The organism is Pseudomonas sp. Pme6b (assembly GCF_058129925.1).
The window spans coordinates 3,580,339-3,598,755 of record NZ_CM176704.1 but is presented as its reverse complement, the minus strand read 5'-3'; the positions used below and the strand labels follow the sequence as shown (position 1 = coordinate 3,598,755).

General features: G+C 56.7%; 11 protein-coding genes, 4 pseudogenes and 1 other annotated feature. Of the genes and pseudogenes, 13 read left to right on the top strand and 2 right to left on the bottom strand.

Features of this window, described 5'->3' with window-relative positions; translation table 11 throughout:
- Positions 1-2 precede the first annotated feature (2 nt).
- The 4 genes from AC4ANE_RS16250 (at position 3) to AC4ANE_RS16235 (ending at position 6,369) form a co-directional block, all read left to right on the top strand.
- The gene (locus AC4ANE_RS16250; protein WP_004665610.1) at positions 3-854 is read left to right on the top strand and encodes a MipA/OmpV family protein; all 852 of its coding nucleotides are present in this window, start codon (positions 3-5) and stop codon (positions 852-854) included.
- Positions 855-936: 82 nt separating this feature from the next.
- A complete protein-coding gene (locus AC4ANE_RS16245; RefSeq protein WP_031596663.1) occupies positions 937-2,004 on the top strand; it encodes an efflux RND transporter periplasmic adaptor subunit in 1,068 nt (355 codons plus the stop codon).
- Positions 2,001-5,054: an efflux RND transporter permease subunit gene (locus AC4ANE_RS16240; protein WP_460408403.1), complete on the top strand. Its 3,054-nt coding sequence runs from the start codon at positions 2,001-2,003 to the stop codon at positions 5,052-5,054. The genes AC4ANE_RS16245 and AC4ANE_RS16240 overlap by 4 nt, the downstream gene beginning before the upstream one ends.
- A gap of 73 nt (positions 5,055-5,127) precedes the next feature.
- Positions 5,128-6,369, top strand: coding sequence for a M20/M25/M40 family metallo-hydrolase (locus AC4ANE_RS16235; RefSeq protein WP_031596661.1), 1,242 nt, complete (start codon positions 5,128-5,130; stop codon positions 6,367-6,369).
- A gap of 60 nt (positions 6,370-6,429) precedes the next feature.
- On the opposite strand, the gene AC4ANE_RS16230 is transcribed toward AC4ANE_RS16235, so the two are convergent.
- Entirely contained in the window at positions 6,430-6,867 is a 438-nt protein-coding gene (locus tag AC4ANE_RS16230; RefSeq protein ID WP_032074460.1) for a DoxX family protein, read from the bottom strand.
- A gap of 93 nt (positions 6,868-6,960) precedes the next feature.
- Here AC4ANE_RS16230 and AC4ANE_RS16225 point away from each other — a divergent pair, with 93 nt between their 5' ends.
- From AC4ANE_RS16225 to AC4ANE_RS16215, 3 genes and pseudogenes are all read left to right on the top strand, one after another.
- Positions 6,961-7,347, top strand: a complete 387-nt coding sequence (locus AC4ANE_RS16225) for a winged helix-turn-helix transcriptional regulator (protein WP_031596659.1) — start codon at positions 6,961-6,963, stop codon at positions 7,345-7,347.
- A gap of 136 nt (positions 7,348-7,483) precedes the next feature.
- Positions 7,484-8,959 carry a TolC family outer membrane protein gene (locus tag AC4ANE_RS16220; protein WP_080900737.1) on the top strand — a complete coding sequence of 492 codons (1,476 nt, stop codon included), beginning with the start codon at positions 7,484-7,486 and terminating at the stop codon, positions 8,957-8,959.
- Positions 8,960-9,107: 148 nt separating this feature from the next.
- Positions 9,108-9,815 (top strand): annotated as a pseudogene (locus AC4ANE_RS16215) (cysteine peptidase family C39 domain-containing protein); the annotation flags it as partial.
- Positions 9,816-9,938: 123 nt separating this feature from the next.
- Here the strand turns inward: AC4ANE_RS16215 and AC4ANE_RS16210 are convergent.
- Positions 9,939-10,136, bottom strand: a pseudogene (locus AC4ANE_RS16210) (transposase); the annotation flags it as partial.
- A gap of 49 nt (positions 10,137-10,185) precedes the next feature.
- Between AC4ANE_RS16210 and AC4ANE_RS16205 the strand changes: the two are divergent.
- The 6 genes and pseudogenes from AC4ANE_RS16205 (at position 10,186) to AC4ANE_RS16180 (ending at position 18,230) form a co-directional block, all read left to right on the top strand.
- Positions 10,186-11,408 (top strand): IS3-like element IS51 family transposase gene (locus tag AC4ANE_RS16205; protein WP_095178853.1). Its coding sequence is split into 2 segments (ribosomal slippage): positions 10,186-10,471 and positions 10,471-11,408, totalling 1,224 coding nucleotides; the frame shifts between segments, so codons are not numbered across the junction.
- Positions 10,464-10,580: a sequence feature (AL1L pseudoknot), on the top strand. Its footprint overlaps the gene before it by 117 nt.
- A complete protein-coding gene (locus AC4ANE_RS16200; RefSeq protein WP_460408401.1) occupies positions 11,405-15,394 on the top strand; it encodes a putative Ig domain-containing protein in 3,990 nt (1,329 codons plus the stop codon). Before AC4ANE_RS16205 ends, AC4ANE_RS16200 begins: the two co-directional genes overlap by 4 nt.
- A pseudogene (locus tag AC4ANE_RS16195) lies at positions 15,348-15,716 on the top strand (calcium-binding protein); the annotation flags it as partial. The gene AC4ANE_RS16200 and the pseudogene AC4ANE_RS16195, both read left to right, overlap by 47 nt.
- A 74-nt stretch (positions 15,717-15,790) precedes the next feature.
- A pseudogene (locus AC4ANE_RS16190) lies at positions 15,791-15,937 on the top strand (hypothetical protein); the annotation flags it as partial.
- Positions 15,938-16,141: 204 nt separating this feature from the next.
- Positions 16,142-16,843, top strand: a complete 702-nt coding sequence (locus tag AC4ANE_RS16185) for a calcium-binding protein (protein WP_178090254.1) — start codon at positions 16,142-16,144, stop codon at positions 16,841-16,843.
- A 127-nt stretch (positions 16,844-16,970) separates the two neighbouring features.
- Positions 16,971-18,230, top strand: coding sequence for an IS256-like element ISPsy17 family transposase (locus tag AC4ANE_RS16180; RefSeq protein ID WP_054082596.1), 1,260 nt, complete (start codon positions 16,971-16,973; stop codon positions 18,228-18,230).
- Positions 18,231-18,417: the final 187 nt, after the last annotated feature.

Sequence of the window (18,417 nt, the reverse complement as noted above, 5' to 3'; positions counted from 1 at the left end):
CCATGAGTCCTGAAATCGCTCGTCCTCACGTTCGTCCTGCACTGCTCAAGCCTGCGCTAGGCGTGTTGATCGCCTCAGTGGCCATGACACTGGTCGGTCAGGCCTGTGCTCAGGACAGCGCGTCCACGCAAAGCCAGTCCATTTTCGGCGACAGGTTCAACGTCAATTTCGGCCTCGGCATGGCCGTGCTGCCACGCTACATGGGGGCCGATGAATACCGCAGTCAGGTGTTGCCGATGCTCACTGTCCAGCGCGGTATCTTTTTTGCGGATACCGCACGGGGAGTGGGGCTGCAGTGGCAGTCGGATTCCGGGTTCGGGGCCAGCGCAGCGCTCAACTACGATTTCGGCCGTACCGAGAAAAACAGTACAAACCGCCCTGGTTCCAATGAGCTCATAGGGATGGGCACCGTCAAGGGTGCAACGGTTGGCGACTTCATGATCTCTCAACAGCTCACGCCATGGTTGTCGGCCAGTGCCGAGGCCGAACTGCGTGTGGCCGGTGAAAAGCGTGGCAACCGTTACCGCTTGGGTTTTGAGGGCATCGCCTACCACAGCCAGACCGATACGGTGACGCTGGATATCGATGCGCATGCCGGTGACGGCCGTTACAACCAGACCTACTTCGGTGTGAGCCCGATCCAGAGTCAGCGCACCGGCTTTTCCAGATTCACGGCAGACAGCGGGATTTACGCTTACTCGGCTGCGCTCGCCTGGCAGCACACCTTTGATGCCCACTGGTCAACCGTTGCAAGCGTCGGGGTGACTCACTACACCGATCAGACCCGCGGCAGCCCGCTGGTCGAGACCGATGCTGAAGGCAGCGGTTTGATTGCCTTGAACTACGCCTTCTAAAGGGGTGAAGCCTGCCATGCGATTACATCCCGATGGGTTTCCTGATCTACAGCGATGTGTTTTACACGCTTGCAGTATCGTAATGATTGCCCTGATGGTCAGTGGGTGCAGCGATAAGCATACGGCCAGCGTCTCGGCCGTCCGTGCCGTCAAGGTTGAAGCTGCACGGGCAGGAGAGGGAACCACGGTGCGCTTTATCGGCACCGTTCGGCAGCAGGAGCGCGCCAGTCTGGCGTTTGAATCGGCAGGCACTTTGACAGAGCTGCGGGTCGACATTGGCGATACCGTTGAAAAGGATCAGGTGCTCGCCAGCATTGACCTACAGCCTGCGCAGCTGCGTCTGCAAGAAGCTCTGGCCAGTCTGCGTCTGGCCAGAGCGCAGGCGGTTGAACGTGAGCTTAATTATCAGCGTCAGAAGCGTCTGCTTGCGGCAGGCAGTGTCGCCCAGAGTGTGGTCGAGTCGGCCCTGGCATCCAGCGAGCAGGCCAAAGCCGAGCAGGTCCGGGCCCAGGCCGAACAGGCTCTGGCCCATCGCGAGCTGGACCGTACCCGTTTGATCGCACCCTTTGCCGGGCGAGTAGTAGCGCGGCATGCACAGCCGCGCACCGTGTTGCCCGCCGGGCAAGTGGTGCTGGACATCGAATCCGCTGCCGGGCAGGAGGTGGTGGCTGCTGTTCCGCTAGCACTTGCCGAAACCCTCAAACCTGGTGACCTGGCCAGAGCCTCAAGCACGGCAGATGGCACTTCAGGGTTTGATCTGGCACTTGAAGGCATCTCACCCCGTGCCGATGACGGGCTGGTCAGAACGGCTGTGTTTCGTGTGCTGCGACCTGCCAGTAGATTGCCCAGTGGCATCACGCTGCTGGTGCAGATGCATCCCGATACCGGTACACAGCCCTTGTCGGTCCCGGTCCAGGCGTTATGGATGGGCACCGGCAGCAACTCCGCCGAGGTCTTTGTTTACCAGCCAGGCGGAACAGTCGCCCTGCGCTCTGTTTCGCTGGGTACGGTTAAAGATGGCCGGGCGCTGATCGCCAGCGGCCTGGCTGTCGGGGAGCGAGTGGTTACTGCCGGCGCGGCTTTCCTGCAGGACGGCGAGACCGTCACCCTGTTTCAGCCTGGCACACGCTTGACCGGGGGCACGCAATGAGTCTTACCTACCGCGCAATGAGCGCGAGCCGCCTGACCCTGTTTGCGGCCTTCCTGATTTTGCTGGCCGGTGTCGCGACCTTTTTGGGGTTTCCGTCGCAGGAAGAGCCTTCGGTTACGGTTCGCGACGCACTGGTCAGCGTATCCCTGCCAGGACTCTCCACCGAGCGGACGGAAGAGCTGCTTGCCAGGCCACTCGAAGAACGCATCCGTGAACTGGCCGAGATCAAGAACATTGTCACCACGGTCCAGCCAGGCCGGGTGATTGTGCAAGTCACGGCGTATGACACCGTCAAGGATCTGGGGCTGCTGTGGCAACGACTCCGGGCGAAGGTCAGCGAAACGAACGGCGTTTTCCCGGCCGGTACCCAAGGGCCCTTTGTGGACGATGATTTCGGTCGCGTGGCAGTGGCTTCCGTTGCGTTGACGGCGCCGGGTTTTACCATGAGCGAGATGCGCGCGCCGATAAAACGCCTGCGCAATCAGCTTTATGAGCTCAAGGGTGTCGATCAGGTCGAGCTGTATGGCCTGCAGGACGAGCGAATCTACCTCGACTTCGATCACCAGACCTTGGCGGCAGCCGGGCTTTCGCCGCAACAGTTGCTCCAGCAATTGCAAAACCGCAACCTGATCGCGCCGGGAGGCAACCCGGTCATCGGGCAACAGAGCACCACGCTCTCGGTCAGCGGCGAGGTGCTGTCGCTGGATCAGCTTCGTCAGTTTCCCGTGCAGTTGCCTGGCGGACAGATGGTAGCGTTGCATGACCTGACCCGAATATCGGTGAGCCCTGTCGACCAGCCGGAAACCGAAGCGATCTATCAAGGGCAGGATGCTGTGGTGCTGGCCGTTTCGATGCAGCCCGGGCTCAATGTCCAGACGTTCGGTGCCGCTCTGCGCAAAAAGCTCGGTGAGCTGGAACAACAACTTCCAGCGGGTTTTACCCTGCACATCGTGACTTTTCAGTCCAGCGTGGTTCAGCACGAAATGAACAAGATGTATCACGTCATGGCCGAAACGGTCGTCATCGTGATGTGTGTGGTCATGCTGTTTCTGGGCTGGCGTACCGGCCTGGTGGTCGGGGTGATTGTGCCCCTGACCATCCTGAGTACATTGCTGGTCATGCGCTCGCTGGGGATCGAGCTGCAGACGGTGTCGATTGCCGCGATCATCCTGGCCCTCGGCTTGCTGGTGGACAATGGCATTGTCATCGCCGAGGACATCGAGCGGCGTCTGCACGCCGGGGAGGACCGACGGCGGGCATGCGAGGAAGCCGGGCGCACGTTGATGATCCCTTTGCTGACCTCGTCACTGGTCATTGTGCTGGCGTTTTCGCCGTTCTTTCTGGGGCAGACCAGCACTAACGAATACCTGCGTTCGCTGGCGATTGTGCTCGCCACCACGCTGATCAGCTCGTGGCTGCTCAGCATCACCGTGACGCCCCTGTTATGCTTTTACTTCGCCAAGGCACCGGCAGTCTCGGGTGCGGCTGACAACGCCGATGAGTATGCATCGGTGTTCTATCGAGGCTATCGAAAAGTCATCGAGAGTCTGCTGAATAACTCCTTGATCTTCATCGCCAGCATGCTGGGATTGCTGACAGTTGCGGTCGTCGTGCTGACCCAGGTGCCTTATGACTTTCTGCCCAAGTCCGACCGCATGCAGTTCCAGATTCCGCTGGTGCTGGAACCCGGCAGCAGCTCGCGTGCCACGTCTCAGGCCGTGCGCGATATCAGTCAGTGGCTGAGCAGCGATCAGGACGTCAAACACAGCATCGGCTATGTCGCCAATGGCGGACCGAGAATTGTTCTGGGTCTCAATCCGCCTCTGCCTGCGCCGAATATTGCCTACTTCACGGTCAGCGTGCGTGACGGTGCCAACCTCGATGCAGTCATTGAGCGAACCCGGCATTTCATCCTGACTCAGCACCCCGAAGTCGAAGCGCAGCCCAAGCGGTTTTCCATGGGCACCACCGAAGCCGGGATTGCGGTCTACCGGGTCATTGGTCCTGACGAAAAAGTGCTGCGAAATATTGCCCGCAAGATCGAGCAAGCCTTGTCGGCATTGCCCGGAACCCTGGACGTACGCGATGACTGGCGTACCCGGCTTCTGCGTTACGACGTAGTCGTCGGTCAGTACAAGGCGCTGCATGCCGGTGTTTCCACTCAGGACATCGCTCAGGCCCTGCAACTGAGGAACAACGGGCTGTCTGTGTCATCGCTGCAGGATGGCGAAACGGCTGTGGCGATTGTGGCTCGTGAGCAGGGCACACCGATTACGCCTGCCAATGATCTGGACAGCACGCTGATTTACCCGGCTTCCGGGGCGGCACCGCTGATGTTGTCCGCCATCGCGACGGTCGAGCCCCAGGCCGAGGCATCGACCATTCAGCGCCGCAACCTGGAGCGTGCGATTACTGTCGTCGGACACAACCCGTCGTTGACCGCCACCTCGATCATTGAGCATCTGGCACCACAGATTGCGACGCTCAACATGCCAGCGGGGTATCGCATCGAACTGGGTGGCGAAATAGAGGATTCGGCCGAAGCCAACCAGGCGCTTCTGCAATACATGCCGCACGCGCTGGTGGCGATGCTGCTGTTGTTCGTGTGGCAGTTCAATTCGTTTCGCAAGTTGCTGATCGTCATCTCCAGTGTGCCTTTTGTGCTCATCGGCGTGGCGTTGGCCCTGGTGCTCACCGGATATCCCTTCGGCTTCATGGCGACCTTTGGACTGCTGTCGCTGGCCGGCATTATTGTCAACAATGCGGTGTTATTGCTTGAACGCATCGAGGTTGAGCGCGGGCACGGGCTGTCGGTTCGTGAGGCGGTGGTCAACGCAGCGATCAAGCGGTTGCGGCCGATCGTGATGACCAAACTGACCTGCATCATCGGCTTGGTCCCACTGATGCTTTTTGCCGGCCCGCTCTGGGAGGGTATGGCGATCACGATCATGGGCGGGCTGGCGTTGGGCACACTGGTGACGCTGGGGTTGATCCCGATTCTGTATGGGCTGCTGTTTGACACGTTCGAGCGCTGGCGTACCGCGAGTTGACTCATTACGGCCGGTGTTTGTGTAAGGTATGGTCCTGAAAACCTCGACGAACCAAACACAAGGACGGAACAACATGCGCTCATTCTCCCGCTCGCCACTGGCAGCTCATCTCGCTTTGGCGCTTGCGCTGACAGCTCTGGCACCAGCGGCCATGGCCGAACCGCACAAGGCGATCCAGGCCGATGCCGAGCAATACAAGGACGAAGCCTTGAAGCTGCTGGAGCGTCTGGTGAACATCGATTCAGGCTCCGGGTATGTACCGGGCCTGACCAAAGTCAGTGACATCGCGATTGAAGAACTGAAAAAGCTCGGTGCCACCATCGAGCTCGTTCCGAATACACCAGAGGCCAGCAATCATGTAGTCGCCACCCTGAAAGGCACCGGCAAGGCGAAGATTCTGCTGATGGCACACATGGATACCGTGTTCAAGGAAGGCTCTGCGGCCGAGCGTCCGTTTCATATCAAGGACGGTCGTGCCTATGGCCCTGGTGTGATGGATGACAAGGGCGGCATCGTTGCTGCTATCTATGCTCTGAAGGTGCTGCACAACCTGAAATTCACCGACTACGCACAGATCACAGTGTTGCTCGACGCCAGCGAAGAAACCGGTTCAGGCGTCGCTACCGAGCTGATCAAGAAAACAGCGAAAGAGCACGATGTCACGCTCAATCTGGAGCCGGGTCGTCCTGCTGATGGTCTGGTGGTGTGGCGCAAGGGTTCTGCGACGGCACTGGTCGAAGTCAAGGGCAAAGCCTCGCATGCGGGCGTTGCGCCGGAACTGGGGCGTAACGCTGCCACCGAGGTTGCGCATCAGATCCTGCAACTCGGCAAACTGGGCGACGAGGAGAAGAAAACCACCGTCAACTTCACCGTGCTCAAGGCGGGTGATCGCACCAACGTGATTCCTGATCAGGCCAGCGCCAAGGCCGACGTGCGTGCCGCAGTGCCGGAGGAGTTCGATCGCGTCGAGCAGGACCTGGCCAGGGTGTCGGCCAACAAACTGGTGCCTGACACCGAGGTCAAGACCAGTCTGGTCCGTGGCTTGCCGCCAATGCCGCAGACCCCGCAGTCCGATGCTTTGGTCGCTATGGCACAGGGCATCTACGGTGAACTGGGGCGCACCCTGACCATCGAGGGCAGCGGCGGGGCGGCTGATTCAAGTTTGTCTGCCAGCGTAGGAACGCCAACACTGGATGGTTTCGGCATCGTCGGTGGCAACATTCATACGCCTGAAGAGTACGCCGAGGTGGGCAGTGTCGCGCCACGGATCTATCTGCTGTCACGGATGATCATGAAGTTGTCCGGGCAACAGTGATTCGATAGGCCTCCCGCTTGTGCTGCGGGATGCTTGTTGACCCGATGACTGTTCTGGCACTCAGGCAGGCAGCACCTGCGGCAAACCCAGTGTCGCGCGAGTCTGCGGTTGTACCGCAGTTATTTGTCCATAGGCAGAAGGTATCTCACGCGCGGCATTCTGGGTGAAGAAAGAGCAGGCCAACAGTAACAGCCCTACTGCAGCGGGCAGGGCGCCTTGCGGTTGACGCATGCCGATATAAGCCAGCGCGGATAACAGCAAGTGGTAGAACACGCCTGCATACGCAAGATCGCTCAGGCCCACGTTGATGCGCGACAGTATTGCCGCCACCGCGAGAAGTTTCAGTGCAGCGAGCACAGGGACCAGATAGCCCGGATAACCGAGACCGGCAAGCGCGGTGCGGGTCCATTCGCTTTTAAACAGGTAAAGGCCTGCAGAGGCCAGATACAGCAGGCAAAGCAGGGCCGTACTGATCCAGTAAGGTGTGGATTCATTCATGAAGTATTCCTGGCAAATAGTTGTTATCGACGGTGTGCAAGAGTGTCGTCCAACATGGCCGTCCGCAAGTAGGGTGAATGAATAGGACTTAGTATGGAAAAGCAGACTAATGAACCTGCCATTATTAATATGCATGAAGAAATGCGCCGCGCGTTTGCACTGCTTTCGGGTAAGTGGAAACTTGAAATCATGTGGTTGCTCAATCAGCGTGTGTACCGTTTCGGTGAATTGCGAAAAGCCATTCCCGGTGTCACTCAACATATGTTGACGGCGCAGTTGCGCGAACTTGAAATGGACGGTCTGATCACCCGGACGGTGTTCGCCCAGGTGCCACCCCGCGTTGATTACCAGATAACGGAAAAAGCACGTGGGCTTGGGCCCGCGATGACGGCCCTTGCTGAAGGGTGGATGGAATACGGCGCAAGCGTGCTGGCAAGGCCCTGCGTGCGCGGTCGCAAGGGTGGGGAGAGTGGAGCCTGATCAATCCGAAGGGGGCTTCCGGGTGACGCGAAGTCGGCTTATTAAAATAAGTTCAACAAATCGGATACACGGTCGATACAATTATTTGACGCGATCATGATGGCGTTCTAGTATCTCCCTCTTTTTTGATGTCAATATGCTACTGCAAGGATGCGCAGTGTATCTTCATGCCCTCAGAGTGGTCTTGCTGTTCTTCCTCGCCGTTGCGCTGGCTCCCTCGTTTGCAGCGCCTGCCACTGTCAATGTGCCAGACGATCAGTGCCTTGCTCATGACCGTCAGGGTCTGCTTAAGCAGCATGCGGATCTTTTAGATGTTTATAGAGCCGCCTTTTTCAACGATGCGCAATTGTCTGCCGCACGTCATGCGTACAAGGCGCAACGCGAAGCAGTGCCTCAGGCTCGGGCAGGCCTGCTGCCGAATCTGACCGCCGGGGCAACGTCTGAAGTCACCCGTCTGGAGCGGGACGAGCCTTCCTTGAGCCGTGAGCGAAGTGGCACAACGTTTCGTGCGAATCTCAGTCAGCCGTTGTTCCGCATTGATCGCTGGTTTCAATTGAAGGCTGCGCAATCGAGCGTGGATCAGGCCGAGCTTGAGCTGTCCGCTAAAGAGCAAAACCTGCTGCTGACTGCTGCCCAGGCCTACTTCGAAACACTGCGCCAACTGGACGCTTTCGCAGCCGCTCAGGCGGAAGAGGCTGCGCTGTTGCGCCAGCGCGACCAGGCTCAAGGGCGTCTAGAGGATGGTGCTTCAAGCATCACTGACGTGTATGACGCTCAAGCCGCCTATGACAATGCTCGCGCCAACCGGCAACTGGTGCAGCGGAAAGTAGATGATGCCTATGAAGCGCTGGAACGCCTGACCAAGCACAGCTACACGTCAATTGCAGGCATGAAGCATCAGATGCCGGTTGAGGCTCCCGTACCCAATGACCCCCGAGCCTGGGTCGACGTTGCCGTGCGACAGAATCTTGAGCTGCAAGCCAGCGAGCGTGCAGTCAGTGCTGCCGAGCAAACGCTTAATCAGCGTAAGGCCGGGCATGCCCCCACGGTTGACGCTGTTGCTTCTTATCGCAAAGGTGATAACGACAGCTTTGGCTACAGCAACCCGACTGACTTCGGTGCTAACGGCTATCGCGACAATGTTGCCCAAAGTAGCATCGGCATTGAACTCAATATCCCTCTTTACTCGGGCGGAATGACCAACTCCCAGATCAAGGAGTCCACCGAGCGTCTTTATCAGAGCCAGGACGAACAGGAAGACCGCCGCCGCGAAGTGGTGCTGAATACGCGTAATGCGTTTCGCGGCATCAATACGGGCATAGAGCAGATTGCAGCCCGACGCCAAAGCATCGTTTCCGGTCAGAAATCCGTGGAAGCCAATCAGGTCGGCGTTGATGTGGGGTCGCGCAACATCGCCGACGTGCTCAATGCCCAGCGTCAGTTGTATGCCGCAGTTCGTGATTACAACAATGCCCGGTATGACTACATTCTCGACAACCTCAAGCTTAAACAGGCTGCTGGCACTCTCAATCCTGATGACTTGAAAGCACTTGCGTTATACCTGAAGCAAGACTACGACCCTGCCCGCGATTTTCTGCCGCCAGGAGTTTGATATTCGTAATGTCGTTTAGTTAACGCAGTCGAGGGCTGAATCCGTCGGTTATGCCAGTGGCATATCCATTGAAGTGGCCTTTTACAATTAATTTAATCAGTAAATTGATCAGATTTGCCTACCAGTGGCAGGTCGGCAGGGAAGCACTATGAATGATTCGGAAATGAGCGCTCGGACGCCTGGCAATGCCCCTCGCCTCGACACCGGACTGGCCTCGCTGGTCATGCTTGCGCGCTTCCATCAGGTGGCCGCTTCGCCAGAACAACTTGCCCATGAGTTTGGCAGCCCCGACCAGTGCCTGTCGCAAGACAGCCTGTTACTTGCGGCCCGCAAGCTCGGCTTGAAAGCCAAGGCTGCGAAGACCATCACGGAGCGTCTGGACCGCACACCCCTTCCTGCCATCGCCGCGGACAATAACGGTGGGTTCTTTATCATTGCGCGCCTTGATCAAGGCAAGGCATTGATTCACGACCCACTGGCTCAGCGCCCTGAAGTGGTGACTTTCGAGGCGTTACAGGCGCGCTGGACTGGCCAGTTGTTGCTCATTCGTTCTGAAGCTGGCACCCCTGGCGAGTCCTCTAGTTTCGATTTCACCTGGTTCATTCCCGCTATTGTCAAATACCGGAAGTTGCTGGGCGAAGTGATGCTGGTCTCCTTCGTTCTGCAGATTTTCTCGCTGATCACCCCTCTGTTCTTTCAAGTAGTGATGGACAAAGTGTTGGTTCATCACGGCCTGACAACGCTTGATGTCATTGCAATTGGTCTTGCCGGGGTCATGCTCTTTGAGTCGGCCTTGTCGGGCCTGCGCACTTACGTATTTGCACACACCGCCAGCCGGATTGACGTAGAGCTAGGGATGCTCCGATCAACTTGCCGCGCAGCGGTGGCAAGCCGTAATTTGCCAGGCACATAGCGCTATTTTTCTGAAAACGGTCTGATGCAGTGTGAGTCGAGCGCGTTTTTCGCTCGGTTTTCCGTGTTAAGCGCGCAACTCACCCAAACCCATTAGTCGCTTTCGAGCCATCCACAGGTTCGACAGGGCGAACAGCGTGGTCAGTTGGGCCGTGTTTTTCATCAGCCCACGAAAGCGTACTTTCACGTAACCAAACTGGCGCTTGATGACCCGAAACGGATGCTCGACCTTGGCGCGTGTCTGCGCTTTGCAGTACTCGATCTTGAACCGCCCCGGGTTTCTCGGAGACTCCAACCTTTGAGAGGATGGAGCGATGAAAAAACTACCGAAGTATTCCCCAGAGGTCCGTGAGCGGGCCATCAGGATGGTTTTCGAACACCTTCCTGAGTACGAGTCGCAGTGGGCCACCATCAGTGCCATTGCCCCCAAGATCGGCTGCACGCCCGAGACATTACGGCTGTGGGTTCGCCAATCTGAGCGCAACAGCGGCCAGCGTGATGGGCTGAGCACAGTCGAACGTGAGCGAGTCAAGCTCTTGGAGCGTGAGAACCGTCAGTTGCGTCAAGCTAACGAGATCTTGCGTAAGGCCTCAGCCTATTTTGCCCAGGCGGAGCTCGACCGCCCATTCAAACGATGAAGACGTTTATTGATGAAAACCGCCAGTCTTACGGGGTCGAGCCGATTTGCAAGGTGTTGCCAATCGCCCCGTCGACGTACTACCGGTACGCTGCTCAGCAGGCTGACCCCAGCCAGCAGTCAGCGCGTGCGCAGCGTGACCAGGAACTGGGTGAGCACATCCAGCGAGTCTGGGATGAGCACTTCCAGGTATATGGCGTGCGCAAGGTCTGGCGACAATTGCTGCGTGACGGACTGCAAGTCGCCCGCTGTACGGTGCAACGTCTGATGGGAGAGCTGGGCCTGCAAGGCGTGGTACGCGGCAAGCCCGTCAAGACGACGGTCAGCGACCAAGCCAGGCCGTGCCCGCAGGATCATGTCAACCGTCAGTTTGTGGCTGAGTGCCCGAACGCCCTATGGGTATCGGACTTTACCTACGTCAGTACCTGGCAGGGTTTTGTTTACGTGGCCTTCATCATTGATGTCTTTGCCCGATTCATCGTCGGTTGGAAGGTGTCCAGTTCAGCGCGTACCGATTTTGTACTCGATGCACTGGAGCAAGCCCTTTACGCCCGTCGCCCAGTCAAGCAGGGTGGACTCATTCACCACAGTGACCGTGGCGTGCAGTACGTGTCCATTCGCTATACCGAGCGTCTTGTCGAAGCCGGTATTGAGCCATCGGTCGGGAGTGTCGGTGACTCTTACGACAATGCTTTGGCTGAGACCATCAATGGTCTTTACAAGGCTGAAGTGATTCATCGACGCTCTTGGCCCACACGGGGGGCGGTGGAGCTGGAAACCCTGAAATGGGTGGACTGGTTCAATCACCGCCGCCTGCTGGAGCCAATCGGTCATATTCCACCGGTCGAAGCAGAAGCAATCTATTATCAGCAACTCACCGAGTCTGCCCAGGTGGCATGACTCAAACAAAAGGGTCTCCGAGAAACCCGGGGCGGTTCACCGGTGCTCGCCTTTCCATAACTAACCCGGATCAGATCGAGCAATTGATTGGTGGTGAGTTCGGCGACTCGCTGACAGGTAGCGATGCGAATAACCAGCTATCGGGTGGTCGAGGTAATGACCTGCTGTCTGGTGGTGCCGGAATCGACACGCTGATCGCAGGGCAGGGCAATGACACCCTTACGGGTGGTGCCGATACCGACTATTTTGTAATCGATAAAATAGCTGGTGACTCAGACGTGATTACCGATTTCGTCATTGGTACCGACAGAATCGTCTTGTCCGGTTTTACTGCTAATGTGTATTCATCAATGGGCATTACCCAGCAAGGTGCTGATACGCAACTGACACTTGAGGATGGTCAGATCCTGCTGCTCAAGAATGTCCAGTCTCAAGGACTGTCTTTGAGCAATTTCGTTCATGTACCGGCAGGCGTGACTCTGAGTCAGTTGGCGAAGTACTCGGGTTTTGGTTTCGGGCTGGATGGCACAGTGATTGAACGTGTCCTGCCGGATACGAACGATGGATTCCTTTATCGGGCTAACGATGGCGGCGAGCGTGTGTTTGGCGGCGCCGGTGCTGACGCGATCTTCGGTGGCATGGGCGATGATGTCTTGGTAGGTGAAAGTTCGACTGCCTCCACTCCTGGTGGCAACGATACCTTGAGTGGCGGTGAGGGTAACGACGTGGTGCGTGGTGGAGCGGGTGATGACGTGCTCTACGGCGGTGCCGGACTGGATTATCTTGGCGGTGATGCCGGCAACGATGTCCTTTATCTGGAAGGTGATCAAGGCATTGCCGACTACGCGAGCATGACTCTGTTGTCGCCCGCTATCAACCTGGGTGGCGTAGCCTCGCACACAGGTGCATCGGCAGGCGGTGGTGCAGGCAATGATCGTTTTGTCGTGGTTGAAGATCTCGGGGCGAGTGCTTCACAAGGCATCATGGCTAACCTGATTGATGATTTCGAGGTGACCAACCCCAACGAGAAAATCGATCTATCGCAGATTCGTGCCGTACACGGTTTTGCCGAGTTGAACTTCACTGATGTCACGGTCGATGGCGAGCAGTATCTGAGAGTCTGGCTGGGGACAATGGCCAGCGGTACGCAATACCTGACCCTCAAAGGCATTACTTCCAGCCAGCTTTCAGCTGCCAATTTCATTTTCGGTGAGGCGGTTGCACAGCCTAAAGTGCTGCTGAGTGGCACGGCTGCCGACGATTTGCTGATCGGTGATGCAGGTGGCAATACGCTCGACGGTGGGGCGGGCGCGGATGTTCTTGAAGGGCGGTCGGGAGATGATACCTACATCGTCGACAACGAAGGTGATGTGATTAAGGAAGTTGTCGGGGGTGGCTATGATCTGGTCAAGTCAAGCGTCAGCCATGTTCTGAGTGATGAAGTCGAGTCTCTGCAGTTGCAGGGTAGCGCGGCGATCAATGGCACCGGCAATCGATTGGCCAACCGTCTGGTAGGCAACAGTGCAAACAATACCCTGGATGGCGCTGGTGGCTCCGATGTATTAATCGGTGGCCTGGGGGACGATACCTATGTGGTCGACGATGGTTCCGATCGAGTCGTGGAGTTGGAGGGAGAGGGGGTTGACAGGGTCCTTTCCTCTGTCTCTTTCACGTTGGCCAGCCATCTGGAGAACCTGACCCTTATGGGTAACGCCGACATCAATGCCACTGGCAACACCGACAACAATATTCTTCGGGGCAACGCTGCAGACAACCGTCTTGATGGCGCTCAAGGTGCCGATCGTATGAGCGGTGGCATGGGGAATGACACGTACTTTGTAGATAATGCAGGCGATTTTGTTCTGGAGGGTATCAACGCCGGTAATGACAACGTTATCTCCACGATTGACTACACCCTCACTACGAATGTCGAAATCCTTACCTTGTCCGGCTCAGCCTTGATCGGCAGTGGCAACCAACAGGACAATGAGCTGTTCGGCAATGACAACGATAACCGCTTGTATGGTGCTGCCGGCGACGACTTCCTGCAAGGTGGGAAGGGTAATGACCGTTACGTTTTCGGCATCGGTGATGGGCATGACATCATCAGTGAACGTCTGGATTCCAGCGGGGGCGTTGACACCATTGTATTTGAGGCAGGCATTAACGAAGGGGATGTCGCAGTCGATCATTCCGCACAGGGCATGGTGTTGCGCCTGAACGATGGCCAGCAAATCATTTCTGGCTGGACCGCTACCGATGGGCACGGTATCGAGCGCATCGAGTTCGCTAACGGTACGGTCTGGAATACCGCAACAATGGCAACCCAAGCCAATCGTGCTCCAACCGTGGTGAGCGCGACTGCCGACCAGAGCGTTGCTGAAGACAACCGGTTCGTCCTGACGCTGGCGGCCAACGCGTTTATAGATGCCGATAACGGGGACTCCTTGCAACTGCTTGCGACGACCGCTAATGGGGCCGTTTTGCCGGATTGGTTGAAATTTGATGAGGTAACCCGAACTTTCGTCGGTGTTCCGACAAACAGTGATGTGGGTGTGTACATCATTAACGTCACGGCGACCGATAAAGCCGGTGCAGCCACTTCAGATGTATTCACCCTGACGGTAGTCAATGTGAACGATGCTCCACAACTCGTCAGCGCGGTTGCCGACCTGAGCATCGAGAGCGGTCAGGCGCTCAAATATGTAATGCCGGCGAGTGCATTTGTGGATGTCGACGCCGGAGATCAGCTGAGCTATCGAGCCACCTTGGCTAATGGCTCGGCGCTTCCCGCCTGGCTGATTTTCGATGCGGCCACTCGCACTTTTAGTGGCACCCCCGACAACGAAGGAACAGTGTCTGTGAAAGTTTCAGCTATTGACTCTTCCGCAGCGGTGGCAACTGATGTGTTCGACATTGTAGTCAGTGGCAAGGCTGGATTTATTATTGGAACTCAAGGCGGTGACTATCTCATGGGCGATGCAAAGGCGAATGTCATCAACGGGCTTGATGGCAACGACACGCTCTATGGCGGCGCCGGCAATGACACATTGGATGGCGGTGCAGGCAATGACAGGTTATACGGCGAATCTGGCAATGACACTTATCTTTTCTACCGAGGCATGGGGCAGGACACGGTCACTGATTTCGACTGGACAGTTGGCAATATCGATACGATCAAGGTAGCAGCCGATATTGCGCCCGCCGATGTGACGGTTAGTCGCGATGGTACCTACCTGTATCTCTCGATAAACGGAACGACTGACAAAATGTCGGTCACGTTCTTCAATAACATCAATTATCAGGTGGAGCGTGTCGAGTTTGCCGATGGGACGGTATGGGATATCGATACCCTGAAAACCATGACTCGTGGCGTGGCCAGTGATGCGGCGGATACCTTGTATGGCGATGTCGGGGATGATGTGCTCGATGGCCTCAATGGCAACGACAAGTTGTATGGTGAAGAAGGCAACGACGTGTTGAGTGGAGGTGAGGGTAACGACACCTTGTATGGAGGCGCAGGCAACGACACTTTGAACGGCGGTGCAGGTAACGATTTTCTCTATGGTGATGATGGCGATGACACCCTGGACGGTGGTGCCGGTAATGATTACTTGACGGGATCTCGTGGCAATGACACTTATCTGTTCTACAGAGGGATGGGTCAGGACACGATCAGCGAGTTTGATACGACCGCTGGTAATGCAGATACCATTAAAGTGGCTGCCGACATTATTCCTGACGATGTCGTCGTGAGGAGAGAGAACACAGATCTTTATCTCTCCATAAAGGGCACCACTGACTGGATGAAGATCTACAGTTATACCGATTCCGGCTATCAGGTTGAACGAGTCGAATTTGCTGACGGGACAGTCTGGTCGGTTAGCGATCTCAAGCGTCTTTCGCGGGTCGTGGCCAGTGAAGGAGCAGAAACAATCTATGGAGACGAGACCAGTGAGCAGCTCGATGGGCGGCGCAGGCGATGACTTGCTTGATGGCGGAATGGGGCTAGATACGCTGGATGGTGGCGCTGGTAATGACATGCTTTATGGCGGCTCCGGCAATGACACGTATCTGTTTCAGCGTGGCGGCGGTCAGGATGTGATCTATGATCGCGACTGGACCGCTGGCAATATCGACACGATCAAACTGGCACCAGGTATTGTTTCAACCGATATCAAGGTTTCGCGTGCAGGAAACAATCTTGAGCTGGCGATTATCGGTACATCGGACAAGATAACGGTTCGTGACTGGTTTTATTCTGCCGATTCGCAGGTTGAACAGGTTCAGTTTGCGGATGGCACACTCTGGGATGTAGCCGCCCTGAACGCGATGGTCAAAGGCGTTGCAACTGAAGGCAACGACGTCCTGCAAGGGGAGGAATCTGTCGCAGATACCCTGAACGGATTGGGGGGGGGGACGATACACTTTACGGTCTGTCGGGTAATGACACGCTCAATGGCGGTGCCGGCAACGACACGCTTTACGGTGGTGCAGGTGCGGATACCCTTGATGGTGGCGCCGGCAATGACAACCTTTATGGTGATGCTGGTAACGACACCTATCTTTTCTATCGTGGAGCCGGGCAGGACTGGATCAGTGATTACGACAGTTCTGCAGGCAATCTGGATGTCATCAAGATCGCCGACAGTCTCACGCCTGCCGATATCCAGCTCAGCCGCAGTACGTATGATCTGTATGTAGGCATCGCAGGGTCAGCCGACAAGCTTACGGTGTCTGGATGGTTCTCCAATACATCGACCCAGGTCGAGCAGATTCAGTTCTCCGATGGAACAAACTGGGGGGCTGATGTGATCGCAACAATGAGTAGCGGTACGGCCAGTCAGGGCAACGATGTCCTCTATGGGAATGACGCTCTGGCTGATTCGTTGGCGGGTCTGGATGGCAACGACGAACTTCACGGGTTGGGCGGCAACGACTTCCTGTCGGGAGGGGCAGGTAACGACCAGCTTTACGGTGATGCGGGCAACGACACTCTGACAGGTGGGACCGGCAATGATCGGCTGGACGGCGGAAGGGGTAGCGATCTCTACCAATTCGAACGGGGCGACGGTCAGGATGTGATCGATGATTTTGATCCTGATGCAAACACCGATGTCCTTAAATTCGGTGCCGGTATCTCTGCCGATCAGCTGTGGTTTACTAAGAAAGGTTGGGATCTGGAGGTCAGTGTCATCGGCACGGAGGATAAAGTGACTGTGTCCAAATGGTCGTTCTGGGGCGCTGGCAGCTGGGAGAAGGCTCAGCAGATCGAGCAGTTCCGCACCGACGATGGCAAGGTCCTGCTGGGAGGGCAGGTTGATCAACTGGTAGAAGCCATGGCGGCTTTTGCACCGCCGGCTGCCGGTGAACTTAAGTTGTCCGAGAGTTACCAGGCATCATTGAACGTGGTGATTGCGAGCAACTGGCAATAACAGTAATTCAGGCTGTCGTACCCGGAGGTACGGCAGCCTGAAGCGTTCTCTGTCATTAATACGTTGCGCGAGTGGAGACTGTCAGAAATTTTGTGTTCGGGCATAACATGTAGCTAGAGGTGCATGTATGCCGACCAAAAAGAAGTCCGCCAATGCAACAGCGAGGGAGTTGCCCTCGATTCCCCAAGAGCTGATCGAGCAGTTTGTTAAAGGCCCGATGAGCGCCGAAGCCATTCAAGACGCGTCCATGGCGTTCAAGAAGGCTCTGATCGAGCGTGCGCTAGGCGCCGAGCTGGGTCACCACCTTGGTTACCCTCAGGGCGCGGAGCGCCCTGAGGAGTCGACCAATCAGCGTAATGGCAAAAGCAGCAAGACGGTTCTGACCGACGACGGGCCGCTTCGCCTGGATATCCCCAGAGACCGCGATGGTAGCTTCGCCCCGATCCTGATTCCCAAGCACGAACGACGTTTTACAGGCTTCGACGACAAGATAATTGCCATGTACGCCCGGGGCATGACGGTGCGTGAGATCCGCGCTTTTCTATCTGAGCAGTATGGAACTAACGTGTCCCATGACTTCATCAGCTCAGTCACCGATGCGGTCATGGAAGAGGTGGGCACTTGGCAGCAACGACCCTTGGAACCGATGTATCCGGTGATCTTCTTCGATGCGTTACGGGTCAAAATCCGGGACGAGGGGTTAGTGTGCAACAAGGCTATTTATCTGGCGCTGGGGGTATTACCTGATGGCACGCGCGACATTCTGGGTATATGGATCGAGAGCACCGAGGGTGCCAAGTTTTGGATGAAGGTGTTCAACGACCTCAAGACTCGTGGCGTTGAAGATGTTCTGATCGCCGTCACGGATGGCCTCAAAGGAATACCGGAGGCGTTGGGGGCGGTTTTTCCTGCCACGACGCTGCAAACCTGCATCGTGCATCTGATCCGCAACAGCTTGGACTATGCCGCTTGGGATAAACGTCGGGCACTGGCCAAAGCACTCAAGCCGATCTACCAGGCGATCAATGCAGATGTGGCTGAGCAAGAGCTTAACGCCTTTGAAGCGGGCCCCTGGGGCAAGCAGTATCCGACTGTGGTTGCTGCATGGCGTCGCGCCTGGGATCGGGTTATACCGTTTTTTGTTTTCCCGGCGGGCATCCGCAAAGTGGTTTACACGACCAATGCCATCGAGAGCATCAATGCCCAGTTACGCAAGATCATCAAGACTCGAGGGCACTTCCCGACCGATGAGGCCGCGACGAAACTGATATGGCTTGGGTTGCGCAACATCACCGCCAACTGGGGTCATGCGGCACACGACTGGAAAGTGGCAATGAATCAATTTGCGATCCTGTACGGAGACCGATTTACCAGACCGAGCTGGTAAAACAAGGGCCTGCCTGACGGCAGGCCCTAACCAGCCCGAACACAAAAAAACTGATACTCCCCGCGAGTGGGCTAAGCACTAATCCCGCTAGTTATAATTCAAAGAAACTACTCCGGACACCCCCGTCCCAAATCATCCGAACCCCTCTCCGCAATACCCACCCGCTAATAACCTAAACTACCCAGCG